The sequence below is a fragment of the Methanosarcinales archaeon genome (assembly GCA_014859725.1).
Taxonomy (GTDB): Archaea; Halobacteriota; Methanosarcinia; order Methanosarcinales; family Methanocomedenaceae; genus Kmv04.
The window spans coordinates 1-17052 of record JACUTQ010000034.1; the positions used below are offsets into that span (position 1 = coordinate 1).

The 17052-nt window shown below is 41.7% G+C and carries 18 protein-coding genes and 1 pseudogene; 7 read left to right on the top strand and 12 right to left on the bottom strand.

The features are described 5' to 3' along the window. The first annotated feature begins 97 nt into the window (after positions 1-97). Positions 98-847, top strand: a complete 750-nt coding sequence (locus IBX40_04460; protein MBE0523571.1) for a glycosyltransferase — start codon at positions 98-100, stop codon at positions 845-847. A gap of 232 nt (positions 848-1079) precedes the next feature. Here IBX40_04460 and IBX40_04465 read toward each other — a convergent pair whose 3' ends face one another. The 6 genes from IBX40_04465 to IBX40_04490 all read right to left on the bottom strand — a co-directional run bounded on the left by IBX40_04465 (position 1080) and on the right by IBX40_04490 (position 6409). Next, positions 1080-1346 (bottom strand): hypothetical protein, encoded by a 267-nt coding sequence (locus IBX40_04465; GenBank protein MBE0523572.1) that lies wholly within the window; start codon positions 1344-1346, stop codon positions 1080-1082. A gap of 3 nt (positions 1347-1349) precedes the next feature. Continuing rightward, positions 1350-1535 carry a hypothetical protein gene (locus IBX40_04470; GenBank protein ID MBE0523573.1) on the bottom strand — a complete coding sequence of 62 codons (186 nt, stop codon included), beginning with the start codon at positions 1533-1535 and terminating at the stop codon, positions 1350-1352. Between the two features lie 68 nt (positions 1536-1603). After that, positions 1604-2122 (bottom strand): hypothetical protein, encoded by a 519-nt coding sequence (locus IBX40_04475; GenBank protein ID MBE0523574.1) that lies wholly within the window; start codon positions 2120-2122, stop codon positions 1604-1606. 85 nt (positions 2123-2207) lie between these two features. Continuing rightward, entirely contained in the window at positions 2208-3020 is an 813-nt protein-coding gene (locus tag IBX40_04480; GenBank protein ID MBE0523575.1) for a TrmB family transcriptional regulator, read from the bottom strand. Beyond that, positions 3020-4096 carry a hypothetical protein gene (locus tag IBX40_04485; GenBank protein MBE0523576.1) on the bottom strand — a complete coding sequence of 359 codons (1077 nt, stop codon included), beginning with the start codon at positions 4094-4096 and terminating at the stop codon, positions 3020-3022. The genes IBX40_04480 and IBX40_04485 overlap by 1 nt, the downstream gene beginning before the upstream one ends. Positions 4097-4135: 39 nt before the next feature. After that, entirely contained in the window at positions 4136-6409 is a 2274-nt protein-coding gene (locus tag IBX40_04490; GenBank protein ID MBE0523577.1) for an RND family transporter, read from the bottom strand. A gap of 207 nt (positions 6410-6616) precedes the next feature. Here IBX40_04490 and IBX40_04495 point away from each other — a divergent pair. The 4 genes and pseudogenes from IBX40_04495 to IBX40_04510 all read left to right on the top strand — a co-directional run bounded on the left by IBX40_04495 (position 6617) and on the right by IBX40_04510 (position 10821). Beyond that, positions 6617-8094, top strand: a pseudogene (locus tag IBX40_04495) (radical SAM protein). A gap of 17 nt (positions 8095-8111) precedes the next feature. After that, positions 8112-8438, top strand: a complete 327-nt coding sequence (locus tag IBX40_04500) for a glycosyltransferase family 4 protein (GenBank protein MBE0523578.1) — start codon at positions 8112-8114, stop codon at positions 8436-8438. 149 nt (positions 8439-8587) lie between these two features. Beyond that, positions 8588-8893 carry a hypothetical protein gene (locus IBX40_04505; protein MBE0523579.1) on the top strand — a complete coding sequence of 102 codons (306 nt, stop codon included), beginning with the start codon at positions 8588-8590 and terminating at the stop codon, positions 8891-8893. 275 nt (positions 8894-9168) lie between these two features. Further along, a complete protein-coding gene (locus tag IBX40_04510; protein ID MBE0523580.1) occupies positions 9169-10821 on the top strand; it encodes an AarF/ABC1/UbiB kinase family protein in 1653 nt (550 codons plus the stop codon). Between the two features lie 121 nt (positions 10822-10942). Here the strand turns inward: IBX40_04510 and IBX40_04515 are convergent, their stop codons facing one another. The 5 genes from IBX40_04515 to IBX40_04535 form a co-directional block, all read right to left on the bottom strand. After that, positions 10943-12220 carry a 3-isopropylmalate dehydratase large subunit gene (locus IBX40_04515; protein ID MBE0523581.1) on the bottom strand — a complete coding sequence of 426 codons (1278 nt, stop codon included), beginning with the start codon at positions 12218-12220 and terminating at the stop codon, positions 10943-10945. 51 nt (positions 12221-12271) lie between these two features. Then, positions 12272-12412, bottom strand: a complete 141-nt coding sequence (locus IBX40_04520) for a hypothetical protein (protein MBE0523582.1) — start codon at positions 12410-12412, stop codon at positions 12272-12274. 116 nt (positions 12413-12528) lie between these two features. Beyond that, on the bottom strand, positions 12529-14241 hold the full coding sequence (locus tag IBX40_04525; GenBank protein ID MBE0523583.1) for a DUF4332 domain-containing protein: 1713 nt from the start codon (positions 14239-14241) through the stop codon (positions 12529-12531). A 17-nt stretch (positions 14242-14258) separates the two neighbouring features. Then, on the bottom strand, positions 14259-14666 hold the full coding sequence (locus IBX40_04530) for a hypothetical protein (GenBank protein ID MBE0523584.1): 408 nt from the start codon (positions 14664-14666) through the stop codon (positions 14259-14261). 42 nt (positions 14667-14708) lie between these two features. Continuing rightward, entirely contained in the window at positions 14709-15269 is a 561-nt protein-coding gene (locus IBX40_04535) for a hypothetical protein (protein ID MBE0523585.1), read from the bottom strand. A gap of 199 nt (positions 15270-15468) precedes the next feature. Here IBX40_04535 and IBX40_04540 point away from each other — a divergent pair, with 199 nt between their 5' ends. Both IBX40_04540 and IBX40_04545 read left to right on the top strand, forming a co-directional pair. Next, positions 15469-15675, top strand: a complete 207-nt coding sequence (locus tag IBX40_04540) for a hypothetical protein (GenBank protein MBE0523586.1) — start codon at positions 15469-15471, stop codon at positions 15673-15675. A gap of 80 nt (positions 15676-15755) precedes the next feature. After that, a complete protein-coding gene (locus tag IBX40_04545) occupies positions 15756-16430 on the top strand; it encodes an MBL fold metallo-hydrolase (protein ID MBE0523587.1) in 675 nt (224 codons plus the stop codon). Between the two features lie 9 nt (positions 16431-16439). On the opposite strand, the gene IBX40_04550 is transcribed toward IBX40_04545, so the two are convergent. Next, positions 16440-16763 carry a cupin domain-containing protein gene (locus tag IBX40_04550; protein MBE0523588.1) on the bottom strand — a complete coding sequence of 108 codons (324 nt, stop codon included), beginning with the start codon at positions 16761-16763 and terminating at the stop codon, positions 16440-16442. Positions 16764-17052: the final 289 nt, after the last annotated feature.

Here is a 17052-nt window from a genome sequence, read left to right on the forward strand (position 1 = left end):
ATCTGTGTTCATTCGCGGTTAGTTTGATAGTGTCAACATGTAATGTAACTGTCTCTTCTAAACCAAACCTTTATGGATAATCGCTAAATGGTTGTTAATGATGCAAACTGAAATATCTATCATAATACCCACACTTAACGAAGAAAAATATCTGGATACAACACTTAAAGCACTGATAAACCAGAATACTAATGTCCCATATGAAATAATTGTATCAGACGGCGGCAGTGATGATGGCACCATTGGAATTGCAAAACTCTACACTGATAAGGTGATTCACTGCAAAGAGGTTGGTATAGGATATGGCAGACACTTTGGTGCATTGAAGGCATCTGATAGCAGCAAGTACTTCGTGTTTGTTGACTCAGATACGATACTGCCTAGCTATTTTCTTGCCTGGATGTATGATCGGTTCATGAACAACCCTGGTGTTGTTGCCTTTTCGACACATTTCGATTTCTCTGAACAGTCGCAGCAGTTGAAGCTCGCACAACAGGTTTCGAACCATTATTTTGAAATGCGGGACAAACTTTTCACGACAACACTTCCAGGATTCATCACATGCGTGCGCAAAGATTCTTACTTTAAATGTGGAGGCTACCGTAATGTCTTACTTGAAGATGTGGATTTTAGCAGGCGGATCTGCAAGGAAGGTGAATTGAGATATTACAAGGATATCACGGTTATAAATTCATCCAGGCGGCTTGAAAATATGGGACTTATTGGAACTATATACTACTATGCCCAACTTGATATTGGAAGAAAAATCGATTCTACAATTGTCGATAAGATTAAAAACAAACTCGGTATTGCAGACCTTCGTGAATATATTGGCATACGTGAGTGACCCGACTTAATAAAAATTATCCCCTCAAAACGCATGCGAGATATTGGATTCCAAGTTTGACAGATGGTAGTCTTTTTTGAAGATTATGAAGCTTCCCTGGTCCAAAACTATGCAATTTTGTCAGGAAAAACCATTCAACAGTTTAAATTTTATCATCCAAATTCTATGAAAACCACTGTTTTTAATCAAAATCAGCACCTTACTAAACTCGTAAAAGCCATGGAGGACATAACTAATAAATCCAAACATGCAGCATACTGCTTGATGTCCTTATATCTGCGATTGTTCCATTAATGCTGACAGCCGCTTTTTTAGGAATTGTGATCTGTTCATGCTGCATCTCAACATGTTTTTCTATGGATGGCAGGGCACGGTAAACAGTATCATACGCATTCTGTATTACGGAATCTTCAGATTTGTTCTCATCCATCACAAACCCGAACCTTACGAGATGTTTTCCCTTTGGTGCAAGAGATGAGTCGAAATTACTTATCGGCATTCCTCAGTATGGGGTGTCTTTGAACCATATCTCAGAACCCATATAGTTGAACACGTCCATCTTCCTGTCAAGACCTAACCTGATGGTCAGGTTCTTGGTCTGGACAATTCCGCCAAGATAGTTAACATAAGATCTTGGCAAGTCTTCAACAATATCAGGCAGGTTCTTTGCAAAACCTGTATAGATCACAAGATCGGCATAGTAAGCCTGGTCCGCTTCTACACCTATGACCTTCCCCTCATTTGTGAGGATGTGTTTTACCTCACACTGAGTCTGTGTAGCTCAACCGTTTCCGGAAGTGAGAAGAGAACAGCATTTAACACCGATTTGAGCCCTTTACGCGGATACCCTTGAGCTTGGGCAGTATCACTATTAATTATAAACCTACTGATCGATGCAAACGGGTTTGGAATAGTGCTTTTGATCTGAATTGATGATTCCAATATCCCCGACAATCTTAACCCCAATGATGGATAAAGATTGGAGCCTAATACGGAATGAAGAATAGATTCAGTATGTTGCGGCATTTCTTTCAGTCCCACCCCACTTTTAAAATGCTCCTGTGTAACACTGTCGTGTATGAAACTACTGCCGGTCAGCATCCTGTGAACAGATGTCTCTTTCATAGATTTCCCAGATAGGAAATATGATATTGCATTGACAAGATCATATGTATCCTTTGACAGGGTGCGCAGCAGTGAATCATACACCGATTGTTTAGAGAGGTCTGTACCAAAAGTTGATAGTGTAAGAGCTTTTGTGGTTGCCTGTGACACTATCCCAGCATTGCTGCAAAAACTGAAACAAATAGTACTATAAAAACACGGTGTATAGGGACTTCTTCCATTATTTCATCTTCACTTATTTCGGGAGTATGCATGCTCTCCATTCGGCTTCAGCAAAATGCTTGAAAATTGAAATAACCTCTTTTCCATTTGACCATATAGCAGTTAAATCCTCTTTTCCATTTTCATCTCTGATAATGGCAATTAAAACCTCGCTATCATCTATTACCACTATTCCACCATTTATAGGGGTAGTTTTTATTTTACTGCTATATGTTCTAATCTCAGCACCAGGGAGTTCATTTGCAATTATGCTGGCATCTTTATGTGTATTGCCTGTAATTTTTACCGTCACACCCTTTTTTAAGCTATTCTGAATTGCCTGTTTCACTTTGTTAAGAATTGGATAGGTCTCTATAATCTTGTGAAAAGAAGGATAGGAGGCTGCAAAAATAATCTCGGATTTGGCATTTTCTATCATTTTTATCATCCGCTCATTGACGTTTTTTACGCCATTGATGGTCCAGACAATCTCTTCTTTTAAATCTGCTTCATAGGTCCTGTAAATATTATCCATCATTTCAAGGGCTTTCTGGCTTTCGGCTTCATAGTCATCTTTAAGTTTTTCAAATGCTCTTGCAGGTGATACAGCCCTGAATTTCATGGGTTTGGTGTGCTGGACCTCAATGATCCCCTTCTCATTGAGCTTTGTCAGCACACCATATACTGCAGACCTGGGTATTCCGGACAGGACATGGATGTCTGCAGCAGTCCCACTGCCGACTTTCGTTATTGCAGCCATCGCTTTAGCTTCATAATCGGTCATACCCAGTTTCCGAAGAGTTTCAATTAGATCATTCATTAAACCACTATTTGTCCCATATGTCATTATGTTGTTATTTTTTTCCGTTTAATATACAAATATGTCGGTGCCCCTATAATTCCAAGAACTATCAATATTAAAACAACCGGGCTCTCTTTTACCTTATCGCTAAAAGGGACTGCCGGTTTAACATTAACATTAGCCTTCAAAGCTTTCGAATACTGGATATCTCCGTGTTCATCCTCATATTTGATTTCATTATTTATTGCATAACTTTTTGCGGTTGCTGTTTCATCTACATTGATCTTGTATAGTGCAGTCCTTGTCTCGCCTGGTGTCATATCTCCAAGGTATGCCTGATCATCAGTCGTACTGAACGGGTCCACTGTGCTGATTCTTGCAATCGCATCATAAGCTGTAACATCCCCCACATTCTTATATGTTACTTTCAACATCCCGCTTTCACCTGCTGTCAGATCTGAGGCAGTTTCTGTTACCTCAAAGAATGGTTGCTCTTCAATTTCGATAGTAAGTATTGCAGTCTCGTTTCCTTCTACATTCCAGAAATAGGTCTCACCATAGGGAGCTGACACTGCTGAATCTTTCTGGTAAGTATATGTGATATCAAGACGAAGCTCATAGATACCTGCCCTGGCATTATCATATATCCGGATCGGGAAGGTAAGTGGATCTTTTGTGGACTTCCCTTCCTGAAGCGAGTCTATCAGTACAGTATTTATTTTTATTTCCAGAGGTGTATCCGCATTCACCAATGACAGTTTTCCTGTCATGGATTTTGCGGTTGTAACCTGACGGTCTAAACTCAGTTCCTTTGTTGCAAGACCCATTACAAGTTCTGAACCGTAATTAGCAATATCATTTTTCAGGTGGTCATCATCTGCTTCAAAGCCATAGGTTTCACCGTCATTGAGCAGTGTAATAAAAAGGGTACCTTCGTCTCCCCGTTTGAATGTATTGTCACCTGATATTACAGCAGTTATATGTGGCTGGCCGAACACGTTGTAATAATCATCACTGATCTCATAGACATTATATTCATCCAGTACCGCTGATGTACTAAAAATATTATTGCACAACAGCAGAGCAGTTATTATTGCGAGTAGTACGTTTCTTGATCTCATTTATTCATCTTCCTTTTTATTAATAATTTTATTTATTTTTTAAATTTTAATTGTTGAGGAGTTTTTTCTGACATTCTTTTTCGACCTCCAGATGTCAAGTTGCACCATAATAGGAGGGAGGACTATGAGAGTACTCAGTAGTGAAAATCCAACAGCTATGACGGTAACCACACCGAAATCGCTTAGCATTGGAAAAGGCGTTACAATGAGGGCTGAAAATCCTAATATTACCGTAAAACCAGAGGCGATTATTGCCTGTCCAATCTTTGATGAAGCTGTTTCCATAGCTTCCATGGGGAGGAGCCCGTTTTCACGCTCTTCGAAATATCTCTCCATCATGAGTATAGTAAACTCTGCCCCAATCCCGAGAACAAGTGCTCCAAGGGTGGCAGTTAGAGGATTATATTCCATTCCCAAAAGATACATTACACCACCTGACCATCCCGTAACCATGAGGATCGGCAGGATTGGTACAAATGCCTTCATCCAGTCCCTGTAAATAACAAGCAGTCCAAAAAAGATCAACGTAAGTCCCAGATATCCCGTAGCAGTCCTGCCTGATGTTAGTGCATCCAGGATAGAGGTCATAGCAACCTGCTGGCCGGTAACGGTGGTTGACACACCCGTAGGTGGAGGATACCATTCAATATCGTTCTTGACATTCTCAATCAATGCTGCAGTCTGTTCGATCCTGAGATTTGGGGCAATCTTCAAGTTCAAGATTCCTAAATCTCCACCCATCACATATCGGTCTTTAATAGTACCGGGCAAACCGTCCATAATGCTGTTCACAACAGATGGGTCGGGAGGAATTGAACCGTATGCTAACGTAATGGCAGTAGCTAGACTATCCGAACTTATTATGTCTTTTTGCTTTTCAACTTCATTCCGGCCAAAATCGTCCATCCATTGTATGACAGCAGGGTCTGTAACATCCTCTGCTTTTATGATGATGTTCAGTTGATCCGAACCACCAATCAGATTATTCAATTTGTCAAAATCTAATAAAGGTTTCATATCCTGCGGTACGAATTTTTGAGTATCAGTCTGGACTCCTACATGCTCATCTGCATATAGTCCCCCGATAGTTAACAAACTCGCTATTCCAATCACAATTAACGGGTTTTTTGCCATTGTGATGGAAAAACGGCCAAGAAATCGACCGAAACCATCGGTACCACCATTTTTGGCAATTTTCTCAGTTTTCACTGTGTTTTTACTGTTACCACCATTGCGGCGGGCTTTTTTCAATATTTTTTTCTCTGCCCTGCTGTCCAGCAGGTACAGCACAGGCATCAGTATAAACATGGACACGAAGTAGCACTGAACCACACCGATTAAGCTCATCTTTCCGAAATCCCTGATCATTGGTACCGGTGAGATAAACAGGGCCACAAAACCGAGGCTGGTTGCAATTATCGCCGTGCCCACAGCTGGCCCCATATGTTTTATGGTCTCGATAATGGCCTCGGATGCGGTTTCTCCCCGTGCCAGTTCCTCCTCTGCCCTATTATGGAACTGGATGGCATAGTCCACACCAAGACCGATGAGGATAGGAAATACTGCCATTGACACCATTGTCATGGGTACATTTGTAAAGCCCATAGCTCCGAAGGTATATATGATTCCTATCAGGACTACGGGTAAGGGGAGAAGTTTCCAGCGTACATGTCTGAATGCTATAAGTAGTGCTACTACCATCAGAATTCCTGAAATGGCAAGCATTGCACCCATACTTTTATTCATCTCTTCCTGCATTGCTATCATAAAAGCAGGTTCACCAGTAACGATTGTGGATGTGCCTGCCGGGAAATTAGCCCAGATAACAGCAGTTTTGGTCTCTGACAGCACCCATTCCGTATGCTCTGTCGTAACATCCCCGCTCATTTCAATCAAGACAATTGCATGGCGGTCATCAGGCATCAACTGGGTAAGATATTCCTCAGGAGTGTGGGAAATAATCTGTTGGATGGTATGTTTATCTTCGGGTATATCGGAATGACCGTACTGCTGGGATGCAAAATCTTTTATGAGTGTGACAATGCTGAATGTACCTTTGACATCTTTTTTTCCTTCCATCAATGTTCCCAGTCTATCCATGGCTTTCAGAACTTCAGGGTCTGTAATGTCATCTGATTCTACAAGAACGATTATTGCCGAGGTACCAAAATTTTGTTTATAAAGATAATCAAAATCCTGGTATAGTTTCGAGGTTTTTTCGACAAAGGTATCTGTACCAGATTCAGTACTGATTTTCCCGGCACCGTAGAATGAGGCAAATATTAAAAGAAAAGCTACCAGAAGGATTAACAAAGTGCGTTTTTCTATGAATATCCCGATTTTTTCGTAGATGTCTTTTATGGACAAATTCATACGACACTTCAATACCTGAATAGTATTTAATTCTTTTTGTTATTAAAATAACAACAGATTTGTTTTAATTATTATTACATAATATATAAGTGTCTTAGAATTTATATACCAAATATTCATTGATAACGTTTAATGAGGAAAGTGAATATGAAGGAAACAAAATCAATTTGCCCGGAATGCCATAATCTGATTGATGCGGTAATTTTTGATAAGGACAATAAGACATACATTGAAAAGAACTGCAAAGACCATGGAACATTCAGGGATGTCTATTGGGGGGACTCCAGACAATACCACCGTTTTGATAAATACCTTCATAATGGAAATGGTATCGCAAACCATTTTATTTCGGATAATAGAGGATGCCCCCAGGATTGCGGTATATGTGGTTTGCACAAGACTACAACCATTCTTGCAAATATTGATGTTACTAACCGCTGCAACATGCGCTGTCCCATCTGTTTTGCCAATGCAGCTGCTGCAGGCTATCTGTATGAACCCACAATTGAACAAATCCATGATATGATGACTGTGCTCAGGAACCAGGAACCTGTCAAATGTACTGCGATTCAATTCTCAGGTGGCGAACCCACACTGCGGTCAGATCTGTTTGGACTAATTCAAATGGCAAAAGAAATGGGATTCAAACATATACAGCTGGCAACTAATGGTATAAAGCTTTCAGAAAGTGTTGAGTACTGCCGCAATTTGTCTGAATCCGGACTGAAGACTGTATACCTTCAGTTCGAGGTGTAACTCCGGAACCGTACATGGAAACCAGGGGTTTCAATGCCCTACCGATGAAGTTAAAAGCTATTAAAAATTGCAGAGAGGCTAAAATGCCCATAGATATTGTACCCACTGTAGTCAAAGGTGTAAATGATCACCAGCTGGGAGATATGGTGCAGTTTGCGGCTGATAATGTAGATATTATAAAAGGTGTCAATTTTCAGCCACTTTCTTTTACTGGTCGTATCGATGCAGATAAAAGAGAACAGCAGCGAATAACAATACCTGAAGTGATGAATAATATCGAAGAACAAACAAATGGTATGATCGTGAGTGACGATTTCTATCCGGTTCCTTTTATTGTACCATTGACTCATTTCGCAAATGCTGTGACCGATATTGAAAATGTTGAATTTAGTGTTCATCCCCACTGCGGATCAGGTACTTATTTATATGTGGATAATGAAAAGAATATGATCCCGGTAACAAGATTTGTGGATGTGGAAGGGTTTTTTGAATATCTTGATGAGCTGGCACTTGAGGTAGGGGGTGTTCAATACTTTAAAACCGTTGCACGGTGGAGAGGGATTAGAAAACTTGCAAAAGGAATAAGACAGCATGTGGATGATTCAAACGCTCCAAAGGACATTGATTTTGCAAAGAATTTTTATAACCTGCTAATTGATCGATCTGGTAAAGCAACTAAAGTATTCCATGAAAAAATGATGCTCATAGGAATCATGCACTTCCAGGACCTCTATAACCTGGATATTGAGCGGGTGCAACGTTGTGGGGTGCATTATGCACTACCCGATGGAAGAGTAATCCCGTTCTGTACATATAACACATTGTACCGGACTGAGATTGAGAAGACGTTTTCAAGACCGCTGGACTAACAAATGTTATTGGAAGTATGTTTTATAAGAACCAGCATGTACACAGTCTTTACAATTTTGTTGTCAGGAATGATGGCAGGGATATGAAGAATATACCTGAGAATATGATCTTTACAGGTTATACACATGATGTTAAGGCAGCTCTGTCTGCCAGTGATATATTCTTCTTTCCTTCCATACATGAGACTCAGGGTCTTGCTATTGTTGAAGCAGCAGCCAATAACCGATCAATTGTTACAAGGGATCTGCCTGTATTCAAAGAATGGCTTACCCACGGGCATAACTGCCTGATGGGGACATGTGTCGATGATTTTGCAGCCAGATTAGGGGGGGGAAGCTCATAAATCCGCTGTGAAACATCATGATATTAATAGGACATCCGGATCACTGGCTGGAATATATAAAGAACTATTAGGATAACACGACCATTCGTGCGAAAATGCATAGAGATATTAATAATTAAACATCTAACATAAAAGAGGAGGTTTTGTATATGATTGAAACTATCAGGAAATTGGGTCTTTTTGGAATTGGTGCCTGGGCACTCACTGAAGAAAAGATCAATGCAATCGCAAAAGAACTTGTTGAGAAAGGGGAGATTAACAAGGAAGAAGGTAAGAAATTCGTAAGGGAACTTATTGACGAACAGAAGAAACAGAAAGAGGAAATCGAAAAAAGGATTTCCGAAAAAGTGAAAGAAACGTTCAGCAAGGCTAAAACTGAAACAAAAGAAGAGATAGAACGTCTTGAGAGAAAGATTGACAAGCTTGAAGAGGCAATAGAAAAACTTTCAAAGTAATTATTACAGTCACAGTAATGTTGCAATTGATATTGCAATGTTACTGTTATCCATTACACGCAAGTCAAAGGTTGGCATAGGATATGTTAACTCGCTACTTGGATTTTGAACATATTGACTTTTTTAACCAAACCCACAAAAACATTAGGTGGTATTTATCCTGTATGCCACATAATTTAAATCAACGGGTAATTACATTAATTTATTGCTACTTGCCCCATCATCGAAATATGTAGGAGAAAAAAGTGCCTTTTAGAAAGCTTCGTAGATATAAAATGGCAAAACGGTATGGTACAATCATTGACATACTCATCAAATATGAGTTTGGACATCTCGTGGACCAGATGGGGCTTAAGCCGTTCAAATCAGTCATAAAAACGAGATTTAAAAGTTATACTGAACCAAAAGGTGTTCAGTTGACCGGACCTGAACGGGCACGACTGGTTCTTGAAGAACTGGGTCCCACCTACGTAAAACTCGGGCAGATTCTTAGTATGCGGCCAGATCTTATTCCAATTGAATATGCAAACGAGTTCGAAAAACTCCAGGATACTGTGCAGCCATTTGATTTTGAAGACATCGAGAGTTTGATAAAGGAAGAACTGGGAGCACCCATAGATGAAATATTCAGGGAATTCGGACATGAGCCAATTGCAGCAGCATCAATCGGACAGGTTCACCGCGCAAAATTTCATGACGGTAAAGATGTTGTGGTCAAGGTACAACGACCCGGGATTAAGACAATCATCGAGGCAGATCTGGATATTATTTACAGTATAGCCAGATTTGCTGAAGAACATATCCACGATGTAAGACTTTATAGACCAGTTGCGATCATTGATGAGTTCTCAAGGTCAATCCATGCCGAATTGGATTATACCTGGGAAGCCCGCAACATCGATCGGTTTTCAAACAATTTCAAAGATGACCCCAATATCTATATTCCAGAAGTATACTGGGATTTCAGTAGCGAACGCATCCTTACGCTTGAATACATTAAAGGAATCAAAGGTAACGATTTTAACAAGATAGACGAGTTAGGGCTTGACCGGAACCAGATTGCCACATACGGTGCAAAAGCCTTTATCAAACAGGTATTTGAGGATGGTTTCTTCCATGCCGATGTGCATCCTGGAAATGTGTTCATAATGGATGACGGGAAAATTGCATTGATAGATTTTGGTATGGTCGGACATCTATCAAATAAGATTCGAAATGCACTTATTGATGGACTCATTGCAACAAGCAAAGGTGACGTTGAACAATATGTGGGGATACTCAGAGATCTTGATGTGATCACGGAAGAAGTTAACATAACAGCATTAACTGCCGACCTTGAATACTTGCTGGCCAAATATTATGGCAGGTCTTTAAAACAACTGGATGCACCTGCCATGACTGTTGAAATGATTAGTCTCCTACGAAAACACCAGGCTAAAGTTCCGGCATCCATTGCGTTGCTTTCAAAAGGTGTGGTCACGATCAGCGGATTCGGTACCCAGATGGATCCTGACTTCAATATAACCGTACTTGTAGAACCTTATGCAAAGAAAATGATGTCAGACCGCCTGCGTCCCAGAACGCTAGCAGTCGGCATATCTAAGGATATATGGAACCTCACCCGCACATTGCATAAGGTACCAACGCAAGTATCGCATATCCTCTCCTCTGCTGAAAAAGGATATGTGAACGTGAAGTTCGAACAACACGGACTTGACAGGATTGTTAAGGAAATGGATACTGCAAGCAACCGATTGTCATTTAGCCTGATTATTTCAGCGATTATTGTAGGTTCATCCCTGATAATCCAGACTGGCATGGAACCGTATATCTGGGGTATGCCGGTACTCGGTTTATTTGGCTTTTTAATAGCCGGTTTTTTCGGAATGGGACTTGTGGTCCACATACTTAAATACGGGCGGATGTAAAACATCTGAGTATTTGATTTTAATGAGTGCAACATACAATGCCATGCCACCCGTTTTTCCATCTCTTCCGTCAATATAGATTTTCATATTTCTTCCTAACATTGAAACCAGTAGCAACCGGTTAAACTTTTCTCGGATCTGTGATCTCGCCTGTCAGAGCCGAAGCTCCGGCTGTGGCCGGTGATGAAAGATAGACGAAGGCTTTGGCACTGCCCTGCCTGCCCTGGAAGTTGCGGTTGGATGTGGCCAGGCCCACCTCGCCGTCACCCAAAAGACCGAAGCTGCCGCCCATGCAGGGCCCGCAGCACGGGCTTTCCACAATAGCACCTGCTTCCATGAATTGCTCCACAAGTCCTGCTCGCAGTACTTTCATGTATTCTGTCCGGGATGCAGGGATGACAAGCAAGCGAACGCCTCTTGCCACAGGTTCGTCACCCATGATGTCTGCCACGATCTTGATATCTTCGAAGCGGCCGTTGGTGCATGATCCTACTAATACCTGGTCTATGTGGGTGCCTTCCACTTCTTCCACGGATTTTACATTATCCACATTATGGGGACACGCTACCTGTGGGGGCAGGTCTGAAACATTGTAATCGCGGTACCGGGCATACTCACAATCCTCGTCGCTCTTCCAATTCGGGTCAAGGGTAAAGCCAGGGATGCGCTCCTTGAGATAATTTTCAGTAACCTCATCAGGCTCGATAATACCTGCCTTGCCGCCCATCTCGATGGCCATGTTGCTGATGGTCATGCGCTGGCTGATATCAAGATTTTGAATGGCTTCCCCGCCGTATTCTGCTGCCATGTACCTGGCCCCTTCCGCACCTACGTCTTCTATCAGATGCAGGATGATGTCCTTGCTGTACACATGCTTTGACAATTTTCCGTTCACTTCGAACCTGAAGGTCTGGGGAACCTTGAACCACAGCTTGCCAGTGGCCAGCACTGCAGCCATATCGGTACTGCCAACGCCTGTAGCAAAGGCACCCAGCGACCCGTACGCGCAGGTGTGGCTGTCGCTACCCACTGCCAGGTATCCGGGCTTTATCCAGCCTTTCTCTGGCACTACCTGATGGCAGACCCCTTCAAAGACATCATAGTTGGTAATACCCTGTTCTTTTGCAAATTTCCTGAGCATGATGTGGTTTGCTGCGGCGTTCAGGGAATCGGCAGGTACCTGGTGGTCGAACAGGATCACGATCTTGTCAGGGTCCCAGACCTTGGGATCAGGTTGGCCCTGCATGATCTCCCTGAAACCCTGGACTGCCAGGGGGCCTGTAATGTCGTGGGTCATGGCGCAGTCTATGGAGGCCATGACGAACTCCCCGGCCCTTACAGGTTTGCCGGTAGTTCTTGAAAATATCTTTTCTGTGATAGTGAGATTATCAGAGGTCATAGGATGGTTCTATAAGTGGGGGAATATAATAAAATTAATGCAGCTTTATTCTCAGGATTCCCGTTTCACAATCTTCTTCACCTTATGCCCCCGGAAATTAATTCCACCAACCAATTTGACACCTGGTCTTTTCCTGATAGTATCCACATGGGCACTATCGAAACTGGCTATGATATTCCTGCTAACAACCATGTTGACATTCCCTCCCAGACTCGAAAGGATTTTAAGAATATGTTCTACTTCAGTTTGAGATACACTGTTATTCAGACTTATCAAAAAGGTTTCAACAACCATGGTTTTAGGATTTTCTATTGTGCTGATTCCACCCAGCGTTTCACATCATCTTTCTTAAGTGAGTAATCCGCGGGAACCTCGACTTTACCTGAAGCAATCGCTTCTTTCATGATATTATACAGATCATCGGCATTAGCATTTTTTAGCTTATCAATCGAATCGATCCTGCCAGCTTTTACAAGGAGTTCGGCAGATTGCCTCTCAATCCCTAGACTCCCAAGCTTGGATGTATTGTCAATAAGTTTTGCCATGGAAATGAATTTATCTGCAGTGCTTTTTCCCACCAGCTCACCTACAGTTTCGGCATCCGCAGCAGCAAGGTCCTTGATGGTAAGAATACCTGTTTCCCTTATTTTAGAGCCTCTTTCAGGACCGATCCCTTCGATCATTTCAATGTCCTGGCTTGCCAATACCAGGTCCACAGGCATGCCCGGTTCAGCATCTGTACCCGCGACAGGATTCTGGTCTATTATAATACCTGTTTTAAGTGTACTGCTACGTTTTATAATCCTTCCAATTCTCAATTCCTTACTTTCCAGCATGGTCCTGGCCATGTTGATAATTTTCCCGGTAACATCCGGGACTTTCAGGGCTTCAGTGGTTGAGACTATCAGGTCTACATGTTCACCTTCCACGATCTTTATACCTGCCTGTGGATCCTGATTAAGAATTGTATCTGCTTTTTCATCACTGACCTGCTTTACAATATTTCCTATTTTAAGATTGGCTGAGCTTATCAGGTATTGTGCCATGTCCAGTTTTTTTCCAACAAGTCCTGGAACTTCTACGATCTTTTTTGCTGATACTACAATGTCCACAAGGGAACCAACAATTGAAGTGGTTCCCGCTTCAATACTCTGGTTCAGGACCGTTCCAGGTGTGGATTTTGATGCCTGTTCAGTAATTCCTCCCACCTCAAGCCAGCTGTTTGCCAGAATATCTTGAGCACTATCAATATCCAGTCCAACGATATTGGGCATTTCCACATACACTATCTTTGAGATCGTTATATCTATAAGGGCGTCTGGAAGGGTTAATGAACCAGCTGAAGGGAGCTGGTCAATGACCATACCCTGGGGTGAATTGCTACCTTTTTCACTGATTGTACCTTGCCTGAAACCTGCATTGCTTATTGCATATTTGGCTTCCTCAGTGGTCATTCCGGTAAGGTCGGGGACTTCAAGATATTCGGAAAGATCATCTTTCGGGCTTGACCTGATGGTGAATTCAATAGTACTGAGATTTTCAGGAGGGATGATATCGTCAGGTTTTGGTAACTGGAATTGTAGTTCATTATCCTGAAGTGAAAGGTTTGTCCTGAGTTTCACATCCATGCTGCTGATAATGTAATTTGCTTTTGAATCTGGCTCGTTCAATTCATGGGCCATACTATCCAGGGACTGCCTGAATGTAGTTATAAGGCTTTTAGAGGGGATTTTTTCCCGGTTCCTCTGGAGTATCTGGATATTATTCTCAAGCTCTGCCTTTTCTTTTAACAATCCGGCAATTTTATCTGACAGGACGTTTTTCTCCAGTTCGATAACTACTTTATCAGAAATGATCGTGTTGAAATTATCTGTGAGGGCTGTTATCTGGATATCTTTGTTGTGAAGTTCAGCTTCCACATGATCAATTGCCCCCCTCACTTCTATGAGACTTGATTCTTCAATTCCCTTCGCTACCCTGAGATTTTCCAGGTTTTGCCGAAGATTAATAATGAACGTCATATCATCCGTACCTTATGTTAATCATGAACAATTTGATTGGAAGGTGGGACTGAGACAAATTTTGCTTTAAGTATACTTGCTCCATTTACATCATATTCATGAAGGTTCTTATATGATGCATTCACTGGTGCAGCAAATAATTTCGGCAGATAACCACGGACAGCTCCCTTTGAATCCTTTTCCTCTTTATATTTCATTGTGAGTGCCATCTTGAGTTCAAGTTCTACTTCAGGAATATGATGCCAGCTTGCCTGGATGTCATATTGGCTTAGTATCTCATCATTGTCAATGGCAAGCTGGGTGTCAATGGAATTTCGATCCATTGCCTGCTGGGTCTCAGAAATGGATTTCCCAACTTCTGTGATAATCTTTGCTAAGGGATTTACCAATACTTCTGCGATAACTTTTGTATTATTTTCAGTCACACCTATATCTCCATAAAAAAAATAAGGGAAAGGAGATTACCGTTATGTGGTTTCTTTGACCTTTACAGTGGGGACTGCTCTTGAAGGCGGTGGTACAGGTTTTAATGTGGTACGCAGCAGACTTGTGCCCTCTTCTTTAAAGGAATACTTGGAGTTATATTTAGCATCGAAGGTTGATGAATATGCCACAGTAGTGGTGTTTTCGAATTTTACATTTCCCTTCCCAAACAATAGACTGGCCAGCCAGCCAGAACTGTAGCTACCGCTTATTTTATTGGTACTGGATAATGAGAATTTACTGCCGTATTTTATCTCAGCCGAACTTTCCCTCATCATGGTAATGGCCATTTTTACCTCAATGATCGACTCAGTGAATTCATAGAACCTGGGTTCAAGACCATAGGTAAGTAAAGACATAGGTGCATCATTGGTAACTACATCGGTTGCCGTAACATTCCCATCAGCATCTACAGTCTCTTCAATATACATTACAACGCTTCCAACAGCAAGTTCTGTTTGCGCAAGAGTCTGAGCTACCTGAACCGAGTTCATGTCAAGTGCCATCTGTCCTTCAGCTATTGCCAGGGCCATTTCTTTTATCATTTCACCAAAAGGTACATTCAATAATTCTTGTCCAACGGAAACCATTCTTTTCACTCCTCTAACTCATAACTTTTTAAATTTATACAGTAAATTTGGATACAATGATATTTAAATCTTTGGCAAATTTTGTCCCGAAGCCATCCAGATACAAAAATATATATATATTCATCTCTCATTTATTATTAAAGGGGTTATAAATATGAAATGCGAAGTTTGCGGAGATGAAAGTGATACACAGTATTGTTCCCATTGCGGTCCTGTCATGAATGATTTGATCAGGAAAGTGGGAGAAGCACGCTGGAATGCCATGGATGATTGCTCATTCATATATCCAATGGTAAAAAGGGTGGCAAAGGGTGAGCTTACAGTCAATGATGTGATACAGGAACTGGAAAGGGAAGATTAATATCTGGTGCATCCGGTACCTTTGAGGTACAGTTCTTGAATTCGAACGAGCAATATGTATGCACAGTATGCGGCTACAACATGGTAGGGTACCTGGCCGATCACTGTCCGTTCTGCGGGGCTCCTAAAACGAAATTCATTACGTCAGAGGAATGCTCTGCCAGGTATCACGTGATCGAGATACCTATCACCAAAAATGTATCAAGACTGAACTCATCTCCCAAACTAGGCCTTGAACATGCTGCTTATCGCATTAAAAGCGATGATAGGACGTTCTGGATGGACTGCCCATCATGTTTTGATACAACCCTGGCACCAATGGATGACATATTGTTTACCCATTTCCATTTTCTGGGGGCATCAAATCAGTACAGGGAGTATTTTTCATCAAAGGTTTGGATCCACCAGGCTGATTCCCGGTTCGAAATATGCAGGGGATTTCCCTTTGATAACACGTTTCTGCAAAGCTTTGAAGAGGGTGGGATAGAAGCCCATCACATTGACGGGCATACACCCGGCTTTGTCTGTTACTTTTTTGAAGATGTGTTCCTCATGTGCGATTATGTGTTTTATGGAAAAAAAGGGATGCGATTCAATCCTTTCGGGCCAGTTTCTGAGACTATTGAAGGTGGATTTCATATAAAAGAATTATTGGATGGCCGGGATATCAGCAAAGTCTGTGCTGTTGATTATGTGATGGACTTTAATGATTGGATCCTGGGATTTGATGGGCTCCTGGCATCAGTAAAGAATTGAAAAATTGGTTCAAGCCAGCATGCAGGCCGTCTGTTTGTGCCTGAATACCAGAAAGACAGCAGGCTCTTTAGAATTGGTCCTGTGCCTCACTCCTGCAGGTACCAGCACGCCCCTGCCAAGGGATAGATCTGCTGTGGTATTGTCAGATTCTATTACCACATCCCCTTTGTAATGCATGAAGAACTCGTCATAGTCGTGGACATACCACTTGCCTTCACCTTCGCACAGCACTGCTCTAAGCAGCGAATCATCCACAAATACCATATCATGGGGGCGTCTGGGAGAGTTCAGTTTTTCAATTTCTTTTTCAAAATCGATGATCTTTATATCCATAATAATTCTCCATTTGTTGAATACATTTTTTCCATCCATTGATTTTGCTCTTGCATATCCTTGTTTTTGTGACACCATCAATTCGACATTAAATAGCAATTAAAAAATCTCATCCAATTGCACATATTCTTCAGCACTTTCCAGACCATGTGGTTTGCTATCAGTAATCAACAGCACAGGTGCATTGATCGCCTTCGCAGTCTTTATGGTGGACATGGGATACTCAACTGAGGGGGAGACCTTCAACTTAAGGATTTATTTGTCTTGAAAAACAATCTCGTTTGATGTC